Annotated in this window: 18 protein-coding genes; 7 read left to right on the top strand and 11 right to left on the bottom strand. The window is 64.8% G+C overall.

The window, feature by feature from the left end; genetic code table 11:
• Window positions 1-46 precede the first annotated feature (46 nt).
• The 3 genes from AC1RQC_RS09610 to AC1RQC_RS09620 all read right to left on the bottom strand — a co-directional run bounded on the left by AC1RQC_RS09610 (window position 47) and on the right by AC1RQC_RS09620 (window position 2,933).
• The gene (locus AC1RQC_RS09610; protein ID WP_492826869.1) at window positions 47-1,003 is read right to left on the bottom strand and encodes a Bug family tripartite tricarboxylate transporter substrate binding protein; all 957 of its coding nucleotides are present in this window, start codon (window positions 1,001-1,003) and stop codon (window positions 47-49) included.
• Between the two features lie 98 nt (window positions 1,004-1,101).
• Window positions 1,102-1,935: a phosphate/phosphite/phosphonate ABC transporter substrate-binding protein gene (locus tag AC1RQC_RS09615; protein WP_492883073.1), complete on the bottom strand. Its 834-nt coding sequence runs from the start codon at window positions 1,933-1,935 to the stop codon at window positions 1,102-1,104.
• Window positions 1,932-2,933, bottom strand: coding sequence for an ornithine cyclodeaminase family protein (locus tag AC1RQC_RS09620; RefSeq protein WP_492811202.1), 1,002 nt, complete (start codon window positions 2,931-2,933; stop codon window positions 1,932-1,934). Before AC1RQC_RS09620 ends, AC1RQC_RS09615 begins: the two co-directional genes overlap by 4 nt.
• 230 nt (window positions 2,934-3,163) lie before the next feature.
• On the opposite strand from AC1RQC_RS09620, the gene AC1RQC_RS09625 reads away from it, so the two are divergent.
• A complete protein-coding gene (locus AC1RQC_RS09625; protein ID WP_183033095.1) occupies window positions 3,164-4,051 on the top strand; it encodes a LysR family transcriptional regulator in 888 nt (295 codons plus the stop codon).
• Window positions 4,052-4,092: 41 nt separating this feature from the next.
• Here AC1RQC_RS09625 and AC1RQC_RS09630 read toward each other — a convergent pair whose 3' ends face one another.
• Both AC1RQC_RS09630 and AC1RQC_RS09635 read right to left on the bottom strand, forming a co-directional pair.
• Window positions 4,093-5,199, bottom strand: coding sequence for an extracellular catalytic domain type 1 short-chain-length polyhydroxyalkanoate depolymerase (locus AC1RQC_RS09630; protein ID WP_492883295.1), 1,107 nt, complete (start codon window positions 5,197-5,199; stop codon window positions 4,093-4,095).
• Window positions 5,200-5,251: 52 nt separating this feature from the next.
• Entirely contained in the window at window positions 5,252-5,683 is a 432-nt protein-coding gene (locus AC1RQC_RS09635; RefSeq protein WP_492372258.1) for a CopG family transcriptional regulator, read from the bottom strand.
• A 347-nt stretch (window positions 5,684-6,030) separates the two neighbouring features.
• On the opposite strand from AC1RQC_RS09635, the gene AC1RQC_RS09640 reads away from it, so the two are divergent.
• Window positions 6,031-6,408, top strand: coding sequence for a hypothetical protein (locus tag AC1RQC_RS09640; protein ID WP_492826866.1), 378 nt, complete (start codon window positions 6,031-6,033; stop codon window positions 6,406-6,408).
• Window positions 6,409-6,499: 91 nt separating this feature from the next.
• Here AC1RQC_RS09640 and AC1RQC_RS09645 read toward each other — a convergent pair whose 3' ends face one another.
• Window positions 6,500-6,895, bottom strand: a complete 396-nt coding sequence (locus AC1RQC_RS09645) for a DUF1801 domain-containing protein (RefSeq protein WP_492372260.1) — start codon at window positions 6,893-6,895, stop codon at window positions 6,500-6,502.
• Between the two features lie 280 nt (window positions 6,896-7,175).
• Between AC1RQC_RS09645 and AC1RQC_RS09650 the strand changes: the two genes are divergently transcribed.
• The 4 genes from AC1RQC_RS09650 to AC1RQC_RS09665 all read left to right on the top strand — a co-directional run bounded on the left by AC1RQC_RS09650 (window position 7,176) and on the right by AC1RQC_RS09665 (window position 10,913).
• Entirely contained in the window at window positions 7,176-7,571 is a 396-nt protein-coding gene (locus AC1RQC_RS09650) for a DUF6331 family protein (RefSeq protein ID WP_492811198.1), read from the top strand.
• Between the two features lie 120 nt (window positions 7,572-7,691).
• Window positions 7,692-8,585: an alpha/beta hydrolase gene (locus AC1RQC_RS09655; protein ID WP_492883075.1), complete on the top strand. Its 894-nt coding sequence runs from the start codon at window positions 7,692-7,694 to the stop codon at window positions 8,583-8,585.
• Between the two features lie 17 nt (window positions 8,586-8,602).
• Window positions 8,603-9,628: an Ldh family oxidoreductase gene (locus AC1RQC_RS09660; protein ID WP_492372285.1), complete on the top strand. Its 1,026-nt coding sequence runs from the start codon at window positions 8,603-8,605 to the stop codon at window positions 9,626-9,628.
• Between the two features lie 421 nt (window positions 9,629-10,049).
• On the top strand, window positions 10,050-10,913 hold the full coding sequence (locus AC1RQC_RS09665) for a helix-turn-helix transcriptional regulator (RefSeq protein WP_492883077.1): 864 nt from the start codon (window positions 10,050-10,052) through the stop codon (window positions 10,911-10,913).
• A 39-nt stretch (window positions 10,914-10,952) separates the two neighbouring features.
• Here the strand turns inward: AC1RQC_RS09665 and AC1RQC_RS09670 are convergent, their stop codons facing one another.
• From AC1RQC_RS09670 to AC1RQC_RS09680, 3 genes are all read right to left on the bottom strand, one after another.
• Window positions 10,953-12,089: an acetamidase/formamidase family protein gene (locus AC1RQC_RS09670; protein WP_492826860.1), complete on the bottom strand. Its 1,137-nt coding sequence runs from the start codon at window positions 12,087-12,089 to the stop codon at window positions 10,953-10,955.
• A 65-nt stretch (window positions 12,090-12,154) separates the two neighbouring features.
• Window positions 12,155-12,805 (bottom strand): c-type cytochrome, encoded by a 651-nt coding sequence (locus AC1RQC_RS09675; protein ID WP_492883079.1) that lies wholly within the window; start codon window positions 12,803-12,805, stop codon window positions 12,155-12,157.
• Window positions 12,806-12,837: 32 nt separating this feature from the next.
• Window positions 12,838-13,884 carry a Bug family tripartite tricarboxylate transporter substrate binding protein gene (locus tag AC1RQC_RS09680; RefSeq protein ID WP_492883081.1) on the bottom strand — a complete coding sequence of 349 codons (1,047 nt, stop codon included), beginning with the start codon at window positions 13,882-13,884 and terminating at the stop codon, window positions 12,838-12,840.
• A gap of 269 nt (window positions 13,885-14,153) precedes the next feature.
• Here AC1RQC_RS09680 and AC1RQC_RS09685 point away from each other — a divergent pair, with 269 nt between their 5' ends.
• Window positions 14,154-14,942: an alpha/beta fold hydrolase gene (locus tag AC1RQC_RS09685; protein ID WP_492826858.1), complete on the top strand. Its 789-nt coding sequence runs from the start codon at window positions 14,154-14,156 to the stop codon at window positions 14,940-14,942.
• A 73-nt stretch (window positions 14,943-15,015) separates the two neighbouring features.
• On the opposite strand, the gene AC1RQC_RS09690 is transcribed toward AC1RQC_RS09685, so the two are convergent.
• Together AC1RQC_RS09690 and AC1RQC_RS09695 are read right to left on the bottom strand one after the other, a co-directional pair.
• Window positions 15,016-15,522: a GlcG/HbpS family heme-binding protein gene (locus tag AC1RQC_RS09690; protein ID WP_492826856.1), complete on the bottom strand. Its 507-nt coding sequence runs from the start codon at window positions 15,520-15,522 to the stop codon at window positions 15,016-15,018.
• 85 nt (window positions 15,523-15,607) lie between these two features.
• Window positions 15,608-16,660 carry a porin gene (locus AC1RQC_RS09695; protein ID WP_492883083.1) on the bottom strand — a complete coding sequence of 351 codons (1,053 nt, stop codon included), beginning with the start codon at window positions 16,658-16,660 and terminating at the stop codon, window positions 15,608-15,610.
• Window positions 16,661-16,759 lie beyond the last annotated feature (99 nt).

Raw genomic sequence — 16,759 nt, forward strand, 5'->3', positions numbered from 1 at the left:
GCCTGCTATGGGCGCAGCGGATCAGACTGGCGGCTTCGCAATGCCCTCAGTCCACCGTGATCTGGCGCTTGCGAATCACGCCGGCCCAGCGCGCGCTGTCCTGCTCAATCGTGGTGGCCAGTTCCTGCGGCGTGCCGCCGCTGGGCTCCATGCCGAGCGTGGCCAGCTTCTCCTTGAGCGCCGGGTTCGCCAGGACTTCAAGCGCCTGGTGATTGATGCGGGCGATCACCTCCCTGGGCGTGCCTGCCGGCGCCATCAGCGCATACCAGGATACCGCCTCGAACCTGGGGAAGCCCTGCTCGGCAATGGTGGGCACGTCGGGCATCACCGCCAGGCGTTTCTGGCTGGCCACGCCGAGCGCGTGGAGCTTGCCCGCCTTGACGTACGGCAACGCCGACGAGACCTGCGCGAACATCATGGTCACCTGGCCCCCGACCAGGTCGGTCATGGCCGGGCTCACGCCCTTGTAGGGAATGTGGTTGAGCTTGACCTTGGCGTCCAGCTGCAGCAACTCGCCCGCCAGGTGCGCCTGGCTGCCGGCCCCGGGCGAGGCAAAGGTCAGCTCGCCCGGCTTTTGCGCCGCCAGCTTGAGGAGATCCGCGAGGGAAGCGGCAGGGACGTTGGCACCGACCACCAGCACGTTCTGCGCCGTCGCCAGCATCGTCACCGGCACCAGGTCTTGCGCCTTGTACGGCAGGCTGCGGAACAGTGAAGGATTGACGGCGATATTGCCCACCGGCACCACTGCCAGCGTATAGCCATCCGGCGCGGCCTTGGCCGCCTGCTCCACGCCAATGGTGCCGGCCGCGCCCGCCTTGTTCTCCACCAGCACGCTTTGGCCCCACGCCTTGGACAGCCCCTCGCCCACGACCCTGCCGAGCACGTCGGCGGGCCCGCCCGCCGGGAACGGCACGATCAGCCGCACGGGCTTGGACGGATAGGCCTGGGCGCTGGCCAGCATCGGCAACCCGGCAGCCAGCAATGTCATCAGGAAACGCTTCATCGACAATTCTCCACGTCAGTCGGACTATCAGGAAATCACAAAAACGGGCTCCCGGGCACGGTCAGGCCGCGCGCAAGCCGCGCTCGCTGCCGTGGCGGTCATGGACGCTGCTCCCAGGCGTCAAGGGTGCCGGTCAGCGCAAAGCCCGCGTGGTCGGCTTCGCTGGCGTAGCGCGCCAGCACGTCATAGTCCAGCGCGGTGACGCAAGCAAAGCGCGCCAGCCGCAATTGCGCGAGCCAGCCCGCGCAGGCCGGGTCGCGATGCAGGTCCAGCAGCACGGCGCGCACGCGCGCCACGGCGGCATCGCCGGCCTGCGGCGCGGCCACCAGCGGCGGGATCGGAGACGCCGGCGTCACCGCCACGCTGCGCACCTTCGCCATCAGCTCAGGGACATGCATGCGCAGCAGGTCCAGCACATAGCTGTCGACCACGCCAACCTCGGCATCGCCGCCGATCACTGCGTCGATCACCTGGCGCGGCGTGGGGGTTGGCGCCGCCGTTGGCCGGAACAGCGTGGCAGCGCCAGCGGCAGCCTTTGCCATCAGGTAGTGCCGCGGCGCATTGAAGCCGGAGTTCGATTCCGGCAACATGCAAGCCAGCCGGCCACCAAAGGCCGGCTCCAGGGTGGCGAACGCCGCATCGTCGCGCACGATGAACTCGGTGAAGTATTCCGGCCGGTCCCCATAGCGCGGCAGCGATGGCACCGGCGCCGCCAGCAGGCGATGCCGGCTGCCCGTGCTGACGAACGGGAACCCGCACATGAAGACGCAGCCGCAGTCCGGCCGCGCCCACAGCGCGCTGACCGGCGCCGGCGCGGCATGCTCGACGTACGTCCACGCCACGCCGGCGCGCTCGCCCACGTAGGCAAACAACGCACGCCACGCCTGGGCCACCGGCGCGGCCACCGCATACATGCGCGCGTTGGCGATCATGCGTAGACGAGCTGCTGGCCAATGCCCATGCGCTCGGCCTTCTTCATGATGGCGTGGCCAAGCGCGATATCGCTCAGCGACAGGCCTCGGTGCCAGAACAGGTTGGTCTCGTCATCGCTCTGGCGGCCCGGCTTGCGGCCCGCGACGATATCGCCGAGTTCCGCGTGCAGCGTCTGCTCGGACAACCTGCCCGCCTCCACATGCGCGCGCAGCGAGCCGAACATGCCGCCCTTGCACTGCGTCCAGTCGTCCACCACCAGCTTGCTCATGATGTCGGTCAGCGACAGCTCCACCGCGCTCATGGTCCCGTACGGCACCACAAACGCGCCCGGCTTGATCCACTCGGTCTTGAGCAGCGGCGTGGGCTTGTCCAGCCGCGACGCCTCGACCACGATGTCCGCGCCCCGCACGCACGACTCCCAGTCCTGCGTGACGATGACCTTCTTGCCAAGATCCTTCTCCAGCCGCGCGGCGAACGCGTCGCGGCTTTCCGGGCGGCGCGAATGCACCCGGATCTCGTCGAAGTCGAAGAGGCTGTCGAGCAGGCGCACATTCCAGTACGACGTGCCGCGCGCGCCGATATGGCCAAGCACCTTGCTGTTGCGTCGTGCCAGGTGGCGAGCGCCAAGCGCGGTCACCGCGCCGGTGCGCGCATCGGTGATGAAGGTCGCGTCGATCATCGCCACCGGCATGCCGGTGCGGGGGTCGAACAGGTTGAGCATGGCCATCTCCGATGGCAGGCCCAGCTTGTAGTTGTCGACGTAGTCACCGACGATCTTCACGCCGGCCAGCCCCAGGGGCGCCACATAGCCCCGCAGCACGTTGAAGTGGCCATTGAATGCCGGGTCTGGAATCAGGTGCACGCGCGGCTCGATCACCGTCTGCTTGTTGCCTTGCGCCAGCAGGCCCTGCTCGACCGCGTCGAGGATTTCCTGGTCGGTCATCGCGAGCTTCGCAATGTCTCGGCCGTTGATGTAAGTCAGATGGATGTCGCTCATGTTCTCTCCTTGTCTCCCGCAGTGGATGTTGGGGCGATGCACCGGCATGCATCAAGATGCCCCGCGATGGGCCATGCATCCCTATCGCGGTGCCGGCGCCGATGGCACCTGGCGCCGCCTTGGTGCACGTGGGCAAGCGCGCTGCCAGGACCCAGTGTAGGCAGCCGCACCCTTACTGTCATATGCTTATATATCCGCGCAACTTAACATCAGGTTAATAGGTTGAAATCATGAAAATGAACCTCCGGCAGATCGAAGTGTTCCGTGCCGTGATGCTCACGGGCTCGATCAGCGGCGCGTCCAAGCTCCTGTATGTGTCGCAGCCCGCCATCAGCCGGCTGATGTCGCACACCGAGCAGCGCCTGGGGCTGGAACTGTTCCGCCGCGTGAAGGGCCGCCTGCATCCAACGCCGGAAGCCAGGCGGCTGCTGGGCGAGGTCAATGTGGTGTACGAGGGGATCGAGCGCGTGAACGAGATCGCAGAAGACCTCGCAACCAACCGCACGGGCAGCCTGCGCATTTCATGCAGCCCGAATCTCGGGCAGACGGTGCTGCCCCGCGCCATCGCCTCGTTTCGCGCCGCGCATCCTGCGGTGCGCATCGTCGTGCGCACGCAGATCCCGGGCAACATGCTGCGCGCCCTGCTCTCCGGCCAGGCCGAGCTGGCCGTGTCCAACATGCCGCTGGCGCATCCCAACCTGGAATCCCGGCTGCTGGTGAAGAACCCGATGGTGGCGCTGGTGCCCGCGGGGCACCCTTTGAGCGGGCGCAGCTACGTGCGCCCGGCCGAGCTTGCCGGGGAGCCATTGATCGGCTACGGCGCGGATGTGCCGTTCGGCTTGCTGGTGCGGGAAATGTTTGGCAGCGGCTTCGACGACCTCGATATGCGCATCGAAGTGGAGCAGGCGCACGTGGCGCGCGCGCTGGCGCAGGCCGGGGCCGGCATCGCGCTGGTCGATGCCATGACGGTGTTCGGGCAGGCGTGGCCCAATATCGTGGCGATTCCGATCCGGACCAAGGTCAATGCCTCGGTCCAGATCTTCAATGTCCAGTCCGAGCCGCTGTCGCGGCTGTCGCTGGAGTTTGCGCAGGAACTGGTGGCGCGGATGAAGGCTTGAGGCGTGCAGGGGCAATCAGGCCGACGCACCCGCGCCACCGCTTACCTCTTCAGCGGATGCGCCAGGAAAAACCGCACCATCTCCGCGCTGGCATCGGGCCCGCTCGCATCGGTGTACGAGCCATGCGTACTGCCACCCGCCCACGCGTGCGGCGCGCCATGCAGCAGCCAATACTCCGCATCAACGCCATCGCGCGACTTCAACTGGCGGCGCGTGAAAGCGCGCCCGTTCTGCTTGCTCCGGCGCTGGCTGTCCTGCTCACCGCCAGGCTGGAATGCTCCCAGCAGCCGGTCGGCGTTGGACACATGCACCGTCGTATCAGCGTCTCCCTGGAAGACGATCAGGGGCCGCAACGGCGCGGCCTGCGCGTTCGCCATGTGCTTGCCCGCCAGCTTGCCGCCCTTCATCGCGGCCAGCGCCGACGGCAAGTCATGCGCGCTGGCATACGGCAAGCCGGAGTGAATCCCCGCCGCGGCATACAGGTCGGGATAAGCGTGCACCATCACGGCGGCCATGGCGCCGCCGGCGGACAAGCCGGCCACGTACACGCGATCGGGATCGACCGGATGGCTGGCCATGACTTCCCGCGTGATACCCGCGATCAGCGACGGCTCGCCCAGCTCGCGCTGCTGGTCGCCCGGCTTGAACCAGTTCCAGCATTTGGACGGGTTCGCCGTCGCGGGCTGGATGGGGTAAGCAACCAGGAAACCGTGCTGCCTTGCCAGCGCATTCATGCGGGTACCCGCGGCAAAATCGTCGGCGTCCTGCGTGCAGCCGTGCAGCATCACCACCAGCGGCAGGCGCTTGCCCTCGAAGCCGGCGGGCACGTAGAGCTTGTAGGCGCGCTGGCCGGCGTGTCCGGCATGGCGCCGGGTGATGAAGTGGCCGGTGTCCCGCACGTCCGGTTGCGCTGCGGGTTGCCGCGCATCCGCGGGGTGTGCGCGGCCTTCACGCGCATGCGCGTTCTCCTGCGCCTGGCGCGGCAGCAGCGCCTCGACAACTTGCGCAGGCTGGAAGCCGGCATTAGGCGCTGCGCTGTTGCCGCGCAACGCGCGCGCAATGACCTCGGTGGCTTCCAGCGGCCCCGCGGTGCGCAGCAGCGCCATGGCTTCCTGCATGGAAGTCAGGAATTCTTCGTTCATCTTCATCATGGTGTCCTTCTATGTGCCTTTGGCGTTGGGCGTTCCGTTGCCTGGCGGCTTAGCGGATACGGCCGGCCAGCGCGGCCTTGACGGCGGCGGAGGCATGGAAAGCGCCCAGCACCACGATCGACTCGATCGTGGCCAGGGCAAGCTCGGGCGTGACATCGGATGCGATGCTGGCCAGTCCCAGCACATGGATATCCAGGCGCTGGTGCGCGGCTTGCGCCGCCTCCAGGTCCTGGCGGGAGAAATGCTGCAGGCCAAGCACCAGCGCGCGCCGCGTCACGGTCTCGCTGACGGCCTGCGCGTGGATCGCAAGCTGGTTGCGGATCGCGGTGCGGATCAGGTCGGTACGGTTTGAGTAAAAGCCTTCCTCGACCAGCAGGTCGATCTGGCCGAGATCGACCGGACCGAGATTGATCGTGATCTTCTCGGTTTCGCCGCCTTTAGGGCGGGGTTGCGCCACAAGTGCCCTTTGTTGCTCATCCATCGTTGTTAACCATCCGGCACCATCCAAATACCATCCAATGGGATGGTTATAGGATGGAACGATCCAGTATTCAAGGACGATTGCCAATTTTTGCTGCAATCGCACATAAAAGTGCGGCCTACGGTATCCGGCAACATTGCCCACCCTGGCATTCAAGCCTTTACCGGCGACCCATGAAATTTTTCGCCATGCGGCAAGGTGCCGGGGGATCCGCTCTATCCTTGGGCGTGGCTTCACGCACACCGAACCAGAGCAGCAGGGAACCAGGGATCAAGTGATCGAGAGGACATAGGAGCGATATGCCAGCCCCCGCAATGACAACGCGCCGCAGCCCACGGCATCGCCGGATGGCATCCTGGCTTGCCTGCGCCTGCGCTGCCCTGGTGCTATGCGCCTGCGCGCCAGACTCGGTGCGCAACTACGAGGCAAAAGGCTTCGACGCCTACCTCGACAGCGTGCAACGAGGCTGCCCGAACATGATGATCGGAAACAACAACATCAGCGATTGGCTGCGCACCGACGGTGGCCAGAACAACAGCGACTACGTGTACTGGCTCGACCAGACCTCCCGGCTTTACTACCGGCGCATCACGCCGGTGCAGTATCGCGACTCGGTCATCGGCGCGCTCGGGCAAGGCAAATCGGATACGCGCGCGGTGGATTGCATCCTCGGCAAGCTGCCTGCGCAGCGCCCTACCAGCCCGGCAGGCGACAAGCGGCCGTAGTTGCTGGGCGTGGTAGTTGGCCGTTGTAGCTGGCCATGGTTGTTGCGTGGCCGGCCAGGATAGGCGCCAACACATGAGGCGCCGGATTCGGCTATCGGGCCGATGACCTGTTCAGGGCTGCAGCGGCGCGTATGAGCGTCTTGAAGGCATCCTCATCCATTTCGTCACCCTCATGCAAATCGATAGCGCGCCGGGTGTTGCCTTCCAGGCTGGCGTTGAAAAGTCCTGAAGGGTCCTCGAGCGAAGCGCCCTTGGCGAAAGTCAGCTTCACAACGCTCTTGTAGGTCTCGCCGGTGCAGATCAGTCCATCGTGAGACCAGACCGGAACGCCTCTCCACTTCCACTCCTCGACCACCTCAGGGTCAGCCTGTTTGATGAGAGCGCGGACATGGGCGAGCGTCTTGCCCCGCCAATCGTCCAGTTCCTGGATCCTGGCATCGATCAGCCGGGAAGGGGATTCGCCCTGGGGCGTTGCGCTCTTTTTCATAGGGATTGCACCTGATTCGGCTGTTTTACTAGCTTGCTTGCATAGCCGGCTCGCCGTTCCCTGAGCCGCACCGCGCCTGAATAGGCGGCATTGAATCTAGCATACCCCGTTGGTTCATGCTGCATGATCGCTATCGACCATACGGCGTCGTGGCGACATGGTGACACGCTTCAGATTGCTGCCGGCCGTCGCCAGATGACATGGTTTTGTCAGCCGATACTGGCGCGCTGCGGTCGGCTACACTTTGCCGACTCTACCCTCTCAGACATGCGCGAAGGAAATGGCAAATCAAGGCGACATCAGCATCGGCGAAGACAAATGGATCCCGTTCATCGACCTGCAAGGGAAGCACCACGACGCGGTGGACGTCGACGAGTGGCTCGTCCCTATCCTGCCCTTGCTTGACTGGCTCGAAACGGAATGCGTCGCGGACTGTTGCGGCATTGACGCCTATGGTTTCTGGCCTGATGCCATTGCCCGGGCGGCGATGCAAGCCGGGCTCCCCGATCTTGCCGAACGGATTGCCCAGGTAAGAGAACGCGTCGCCGGCGCTGGCGGCGACGTGTTCCTCAGCCACAGGATGAACAACTACTTCGACAGGCAGGTCTTGCTTCAACTGATCGACCACATCGCTGCCTGCCTTGCGTCCGGCGCGCGCGATCGTGAGCCGTACTGACGGACACGCAAATCGCGCCCGTCATCAAAGTCAGCGGACGATCGGGTAAGTCAGTGGATTCTTGGGCAGTCATGGAACCGCGGATTTCGTAGAACATCGTGTGTCACCAAACCTGGAGAAATGAGCGTGCACACGGATGTAACATTTGACTCCGACGGGCTCCGCCTGGCCGGAGCCCTGCATCTCCCCCCCAATCTTGCCAGCGGCGAGCGACGTCCAGCCATCGCCGTGCTGCATGGGTTCGGCAGCAACAAGGATGACGGTATGGTGCAGCTGGCGACGCGCCTGTTTTCTTCGCTGGGCTATGTGGTCCTGCGCTTCGACATGCGGGGCTGCGGTAACAGCGAAGGCGAGCGCGGCAAGGTACTGTGCGAGGACCAGGTGAGCGACACGCGCAGCGCGGTCAGCTACTTGCAGAGCCTTTCCGAGGTGGAGCCAGCGAAGATTGCTGTAATGGGCCACAGCTTCGGCGCGGCCGTGGCGGTCTATGCGGCTGGCGTTGACCCTCGCATCGTGGCCTGCATCTCATCGGCCGGATGGGGCGACGGGGAGGTAAAGCTGCGTCAGCAACATGCCGGACCGGGCGAATGGCAGCGCTTCGAGGCAATGGTGGAAGAAGGCCGTGCCCGATTGGCCATGGGCCAGTCGATGCAGGTCTCGCGCTTTGACATCGTGCCGATCCCCGCCGCGATGCGCAGCAATCTGCCTGCGGGAAGCTTCATGGCGTTCCCGTTCGAGGTGGTCGAAAGCATGCTGGGCTTTCGGCCGAACGCAGTGGTCGGAGACATTGCCCCGCGCCCGCTCCTGCTGCTGCATCCGGCGGACGATTCGGTCACCCCTACGGACCAGTCGATCGCGCTGTTCCGCAACGCCAGGATGCCGGTCGAACTGCACCTGTTCTCGGAAATCGATCATTTCATCTTCTCCGACGACAACCGGGCCGTCCTGAACCTGGTCACGGACTGGCTGTACAAGTTCTTCCCGGTCCACCAGGCGCCATCGGGGGCCGCATGACGGCGCGCCCCCCGACCATGATCAGTGCAGCCCGGCTGCAAACCTTCGCGCAGGCGCTACTTGCCTCGGCAGGGCTGCACGAACCTGGCGCCTCACTGGTGGCGCAGAGCCTGGTGTGGGCTGACCTGCGTGGTTCTCCCGGACATGGGGTAGCGCGCATCCCGCAGTACATTGCGTGGCTGGCCTCGGGCGACATGAATGGCCGGGCACAACCGCGCCCGGTGCTCAGCCTGCCAGCGCTAACCGTTGTCGAAGGGGATCGCTGCGCCGGTGCGCTGGGCATGCGCATTGCCGCCGGGCAAGCCATTGCCGCTGCGCGCCAGGCCGGGGCGAGCCTGGTGCTCTTGCGGGAGACAACGCATACCGGCGCGCTCGGCTTTCACACCGCTCATGTGGCCAGTGCGGGCATGTTTGCCATGGCGATGGCCGCGTCGGGACCGTTGATGGCCTACCATGGCGCCTCGGTGGCTGGCGTCTCAACGGCTCCGCTGTCCATGGCCTGCCCTGGCCTCGTCGAGCCGATCGTGTTCGACATGGCTTCGGGTGCGGTTGCCTTCGGCAAACTGATGCAGGCTCGGGCAGCCGGCCGGCCGCTCGAGCCGGGCTGGGCCATCGATGCCATGGGTAACCCCACCACGGACGCCCATCAGGCGACAACGCCGCTGCCATTGGGCGGCCCGAAAGGCTCGGGCCTCGCGCTGATGGCCGAGATCGCCTGCAGCCTGCTGACCAACCATCCGATCCTGGCACCCGCGCTGCTTGCTTCCCCTGCGGTTCATCGGCACACGCAGAACGCGTGGATGCTCGTCATCGATATCGCTCAGGTGCTGGACCCCTCCATGTTTCAAGCGCAGTTGAGCGAGCTCGCGGAGGCCATCCACAATCTGCCGGCGTCTTTCGAAGGCCCTCCACGGCTGCCGGGAGAACGCGGCTACGCCGAATCCCGGGAGCGGGGCGTGAGCGGAATTGCCTTGGCGGGTGTAACCGCTGCCGCGCTGGAAAAACTTGCCAGCCAGGCGGGCATTCGCGCTCCCTGGGCGTAGCATGACCGGGAAGTCACATTCAAACGCGCACACGGATACGGGCCCGCCGGCCACCGGGCCCGCGGCGCCTTGACGCGTACAAACGAGAAAGGCTGACTAGTCGAGCCTTGCCGACGTGTCGGAGCCAGCGAAGGACGGGGCGTATTCGACGCTTGCATCGTCATCGGCCCCCTTTCCTTCGTCTCCGTGTAGACCTTGCCTCACATCTGACCGGATCGATAGGGACTGTTCCCCCTTGACGACTGCCCGACAGATGACATAATCCCAACCACTGCAAACGTTTGCATAACCAGGATGATCGAGTGGCTTGTCGGCGTGTGCTGGTCGAGCACCGGGCTCGCGCAAGGCGAAGCCTTGCTCCACCTCCCGCCGCGCGTAAGCACGCACGATCCCCCAAGGCATTGATGAGGAGACACCCTGAATGGCAAAGGACCGCCAGCTACGCATCGTCCACGGCAGCTTCGGCCGTGCCACCCTTCATCGCATATCGGGGCCGCTCGTCGCGCATGCCCATGCGGAGTTCCATCTGATCTTCAAGTTCGGCGGCACGGATGCGACATTCAAGATCGACGGCCACGCGCAGACACTGACCGACGGATGCGCGCTGCTGATCAATCCCTGGTCGACGCATGCGAAGAGCGCTAAGGAGGGCTCGCCCTCGCTGCTACTCGCCTTGCTGCTGGAACCGGAATGGCTCGGACGCACGCTCGGCGTCGACAATCCTGCCAGCGGCCTGCGCTTCAGCAAAACGCTGGCGCGCATGGATGCGGATACCGTCGCATCATTGACAGAGTTGGGTACCCGCCTGGCCCGGGACCTGGCTGACGATTCGGCGATTGGCTCGGTAGATTGCGAGGCCGCCGTCGCGGAACTGGCACGCAGGGTATCGGCCTGCCATCTTCAGCGGCGGTCCATGACCGAAGTGCTGGCAAACACCAGACCGCTGGACTACCGGATCAAGCGCGCGACCGAGTACATACGCAACCATGCGGGGGAAAATCCCAACGTGGAGACGGTCGCCAGCGCGGTGGGCATGTCCCGCAGCCGGCTCTTCCACCAGTTCAAGGCCTGCATGGGCATTTCGCCGCAGCAATACCTTGACTGGATCCGAATCGGCATCGCCACCCGACTGCTGGCTCAACGGCATGCCAGCATCGGGGACGTAGCAGACCAGCTCGGATTCAGCGCGCAAGGACACTTCACGCGCTTTTTCGTCCAACACTTGGGGCTTAGCCCGTCGGAGTTTCGCCGCATCGGCATGCCGGGCGATGCGCAAGGCGACTGAGACGCCCAACGCCGCCCGGCGTCGACTGTGTCAACTGTGTCAACCGCGCAGCGAGCGCGACAACTTGTCCTGGATCGCCGCGTCGAATACTGCCTTGGGCAGCATGCCGTGCACGGTCTTGGCCGGGATCGACGTGTAGTTGCTGGCCGTCTGGTTGGAGTACTGGGTGATGCGGAATCCCGCGGTAATGCTAGCGAGCGAGTACACGTCCTGAGGATCCATGCCGGTCGCAGCGCTCACCCAGTTGAGCATCTGCCGCAGGCAGGCGACCAGCGCCTCGTCGAGATTGTTGCCGAAGCCGAGAATGATCCAGTGGCCGGGCGTCTCTGCCATCGGCAGGGACAAGGGCCGCTGCTTGTGCAGGAAATACTGGATCTGCATGTCCTCCATCGCGGTTTCAATGGCGGTCTGATTGACCACGCCGTCGCCTTGGGCGGCGTGCGAATCGCCTGTCCAGATCATCGCGCCCGGCCGCTGGACCGGCAGGAACAGTGACGTACCCTCAACCAGCTCGCGCAACACGAGATTGCCGCCATACCGACCGCTGAGGATGGCGCTGACCGGTTCGTCGCCGGCGGGCTGCACCGCCATCACGCCCTGGAACGGCGCCAGCTTGATGTGGATGCCCGGCGCGAACTCGGTGTACTGCCGGCTCTCGTCAAATTTGAAATAGCGCAGGTACGGCTTTGGAAAGTCGTTGGGCAGTGCACCGACACCTTTGGGTGCGGAGTTCCATCCCCAGCCGATCGGACGCAACTTGACCATCCGGCACTCCACCACGTCGCCGGGCATCGCCCCGCGTAGTTCCACGGGCCCGACGTTCGAGTACGGCCCTTGCGGAAATCGCTTGCGCACCGGTTCGCGATCCTCGAAGCTCATGCCGTACGCGGCGCCGTTGGCCCAGTTCACCCAGGTATTGGGATACATCACGAGATCGCCGGACTCGATGCTGGCGGCCGGTGTTGCCTTGGGGTCGAGAATGCCGACGTGCACGGTCTGCGTGGCCGACTCGATCCGGTGGATCTTGCCCGGTTTGATTGCGGGGAGTGGAACCGCACCCGTTTCGGCAACCGGTGCGTTCCGCCCCAACGTCACCTGCGCCGCTGCCTGCAGCGAAGCGGCTCCCAGGCCGAGGGCACCTGCAGCCTTCAGCCAATGTCTCCTGTCGATCATCATCGTTTTGGTTCCTTTCGATTGTGCCGTCCGCGGCACCACTGCGCTGGACGGCAAGATGCAGCACATCAGCGCAGTTGCGCGACGTACTGCGCAACTGCGAGGATCTCTTCGTCCGTCATCAACGGCACAAGCAGGCTCATCAGCTTGCCCGGACCGCCACGTGTGCCGGATTTCCACGCTTGGAGCTGCCTGGCCACGTATTCCGGCTGCTGGCCGGCAATGCGCGGAAAGTCGGGCGCGATGCCTTCCCCATTTGGCCGATGGCATGTCACGCAGGCCGGCAGGTGATTGGACGGATTGCCCTTCCAGTAGATGATCATGCCCGCCCCGACCAAGTGCGGCAGGGCGGCCTGTCCGCGCGCGGGTGCCTGGCGGCTAAAGTAGCGAGCCACTTCGCGCATCTCCATTTCACTCATGCTTTGCACCACGGCAGCCATCGTGGCGTCCTGGCGCAGTGCCGGCTTGCTGGCGCCGGCCTTGAACTGCCGCAGTTGCTTGAACAGGTAGTCTTCGTTCTGACCCGCCAGGCTGGGGTATTCCTTCTGCGCGCTCTGGCCTGTGTTGCCGTGGCATGCCGCGCAGACTTGCTCAACGATCAGCCGCGCGGGCCGCGATTCGCCTGCCTCTGATGCGGGCTGCGCCAGCGCAGGCACGGCCAGCGTGCACAACGCGAGCAAGCGGGCAGACAGCCGGCGGCGCTCCATGGGATGTTTCACGTTGGAATCCTCACAACAAGACAATGCCCGATCTAGTTCAGGTAGCCGCCGGTTTTGGTGACGATCTGGTGCGCGCGCAGCGTTTCGCTGGTCAGACGGCTGGTCAGGCCGATCACGCCGGTCTGGCTGAAGGCGGTGTCAATGCTCTGGCCGGCCAGCCTGGCGCGGATGTCGGCATCGTTCATGATGGCGCGGACCTCGCTGCGCAGCCGCTCGGTCACCGGCGCCGGCGTGCCCTTGGGGGCGAACAAGCCATACCAGACGGTAATGTCGTACCCGGGAATGCTCTCAGCCACCGTGGGCACGTTGGGCAGGCCCTGGAGCCGGCTCGCGGTACCGACGGCCAGCAGCCTCAGTTTGCCGGCGTTCACATGGGGCATGTACTCCAGCAGCGGGCCCGTCGCCAGGTCGATGTGTCCGGCGATCATATCGTTGATGGTTGGGCCGCTGCCCTTGTAGGGGATATTGGTGATGTCGACACCAGCCATCGTCTTGATCATTTCGAGCGGATAGCTGGTCGGGCCACCGTAGTTGACCTTGCCGGGATTCGCCTTGGCGTAGGCAATCAGTTCGGTGACGGACTTGTATGGTGTGTGCGGATTCGTAACCAGCACAAGCGGCGACTCGCCCAGTGGCGCCACAGGCACCACGTCGCGCGTCACGTCGTAGGGCAGCTTGCGGTAGAAGGCGGCGTTGACCGCGTGGATGCTGTTCAGGATGCCGATCGTATGGCCGTCCGGCGCCGCGCGCACGAGCGCTTCCGCGCCGATGTTGCCGCTGGCGCCCGGTCGGTTCTCCACCACGACTGGTTGTCCCAGCGCTTTCGACAAGCGTTGCGCCACGGCCCTGGCCAGTACGTCGTTGATGCCTGCCGGCGGGAACGGCACGATAAAGACGATAGGCTTCGAAGGCTTCCAGTTGGCCTGTGTATTTGTGTCCGCTTGCGCTGCGTTGGCGGCGGCGGGCCGCAGGCCTGCGAGTGCCACGGCCAGTGCGGCGGTGATGGCCGCAGTGATGGCGGCAAATGTGGCCACCCGCTGAGGGGCGCTGAGGAATGATGGAAGCTTCCGGCTTTGCATTGACTCTTGTCTCCTGGTGAATCGCGAGGCGTGGGCGATAGGGCCAGCCCAGGCTCACACTCTACGGATCTGGAAACAAGACGCTTGCCCATTTGGGGAGCCGTTTACCAATACGTCCTCCGTTCTGCGGCATAGGCACGCCGGCAAGCGATCGCCCGATGCCGCGCGGCGTCTGCTTACCGGATTGTCCAAGAACTTGACAGGGGCCGCCCTCACGCCGCGGTTCGTCATGCAATATCGGGCGGGACATCGACGACCGGAGGAAATCAATGCATTACCAGCAAAACGGCACCGTGGTCACCATCGGCAACGGCCCACACCATGTCATCGCCTTGCACGGCTGGTTTGGCCATGCGCGTGGATGGGGGCCCCTTGTGGACGTGCTCGACGGTGACCGCTTCACCTACGCCTTCATCGACTATCGAGGCTATGGTGCCCGGCGAGAGGTCGAGGGCAGATTCGACATGCAGGAGATCGCCGCCGACGTGCTGGCGCTCGGTGACGAACTGGGATGGCAATGTTTCTCGCTGATCGGACACTCTATGGGAGGAAAGGCCATGCAGGCTGTCGCCATGCTGGCCCCTGCACGCGTCAAGGCCATGGTCGGCGTCACGCCTGTGCCGCCGACGCGCGTGCTGTTCGACGAGCCGGCACGCACGCTGTTCGAACGTGCCGCCGACGATCTCGCGGCAAGAATTGCTGTCGTGGACAATTCCACGGGCGAACGCCTGAGCCGGCACTGGGTAGAAAAACTGGTTCAAGCCTCGACGCTGCATGCCGATGCCAACGCGTTCGCCGCCTACTTCCGGGCATGGGCCGACACTGATTTCTCTGCCGAGATTGCGGGCATCCGTGTTCCCACACTGCTGCTGGTTGGTGAGCACGACCCGTCGCTGACAGCTGACGTCATGGAGCAGACGTATGGCAGAGTATTCCTCGATCTGGCCATCGACGTGATCCGCAACGCGGGACACTATCCGATGGACGAGACACCGGTGGACCTCATCACGCGGATCGAGCGCTTCCTGACGGACGTCCAGGCCCGCAGCGAACGCTGACGTCCTGAATGGCCGATGCGGAGTGCCTGCCGGTGTCGTACACCAGCAGGCACCACCATAGCGCATACGCTACTCAGGGCGCCTCGGCCGCACCGATCGCGACCACGCCGCGGCGCCCGATCTCCTCGTCCATGTCCGATGGCCCGCCGCTAACGCCGACGGCCCCGACCAGCCGGCCACCGACGTAGATGCCCAGTGAACCCTGCGACGGAAAGACGGGCCCGCCATACACCAGCGAACTCATCTGGCCGAAGACGATGGGATTGGCCTGATAGCGCTTCACGAGTTCGGCGCCGGAGACGCCTCCCGTGGCCGCCGAAGCGATGGCCTTGCCGCGTGCGACATCAAAAGTCGCAAACGGGGCGCCATCCATTCTCACGCCGCTGAGAAAGTGGCCGGAAACGTCGACCACGACGATGCTAACGGCAAGTCTTCGGTCCTCGGCAAACCGTTTGGCGGCATCGGTAAGCCGCACCGCGGTGTCCGCGCCAAGGGTCTGCACCTGTACGACGGCCGCAGATGCGATCGACGCGCAGAACAGATGCAGCCCGAAGGCCACTGCGAGGGTAGAGCGCTTCATGGATTCTCCTAGGCATGACGAGATCGCGACGCGTCGGCCTCTGGCCGACGACGGCGACCGGGTGGCGTACGCCGGCGTGCGCACATCAGAAGAGATGGCGCATGCCTATCATGACCCCGCGTGGGTCGGACACGCTGCTTGCTGTGACCTCATTGGGGATGTTTGAAAATGTGTAGTTGGCCCCGTTCGTGTTCCAGATCTTACTGGCGTTGGCATAGAGCGTTGTACGCTTGGACATCGAGTACTGATAGCCAATCGACATCTGCTGGCCACGATTCGGCGTGCCGACCGATTGCTGCATGCCATATGCCACCAGCACCAGTCCGGCGCCGCCCACGGGAATGGTCGTGCCGACATGGAAACCGCGGTCCTTCAGCGTCGCCTGGCCTGGCACCCATCGTGTGGCTTGGCGGACATTGGCGAACAACTTCACCCACGGGAATTCATACGTGGCGCCGATCGCGCGCTCGTCGCGGTCAGCATCCGTTACCGCGTTGATGCTGTAGGTACGTTCGTAGGCAAGGCCCAGCCAGAGCGGTCCGCGTGCATAAGTCAGCGCCAAGCCCGCCAGCCGGTCGGCATCGCGTGGCGCGCTGGTCCGCTCGGCGCCGAATGAATAGATCGCACTGCCCTGCAGCCCGGCAAGTTCGGGACTCTCGTACCGAATGGAATTGTCCGCGCGCGCGGTCAGGCTGCTGCCCGCGGGGCCGCCGTTCTGCAGGCGACCGAGCGGGCCATACGGGGAGAAGCCAAAGGCCGATGCCTGCCCCTCGATGTAGTAGATCGGCGTGTTCTGCCGGCCAAACGTCAACGCCCCCCAGTCGTTGCTGCTCAGGCCGACCCAGGCCTGGCGGCCGAACAGGCGTCCCCCCTGCTGGGCGGTGCCACTGTCCAGTGCAAGCCCAGTCTCTAGTGTGAATACCGTGGAAAGTCCCGGCGCCAGTTCCTCCTTGCCCCGCAAACCCCACCTCGATTGATACAGCCCGCCGTCTTCGACCCGCGCGACATGAACTGCCCCAGACCTGACATACTCGGTGTAGAGATCGGCTACGCCATAGATGGTCACCCCCGATTGTGCCGCCGCTATGCCCGGCATCGTTGCCACCGCCACTACCAAGAGTGTTCCCATTCTTTTCATGCGTTTCTCCTCGCTGTTCCGTCCTGTTTGACGATATGGTTCTTGCACGGTCTTTGCACCGGCGCAGCAAGGGTATGGGTTCGCGCCGGGAGGGCGCTA

It is taken from the genome of Cupriavidus sp. GW822-FHT03E04 (genome assembly GCF_058801495.1).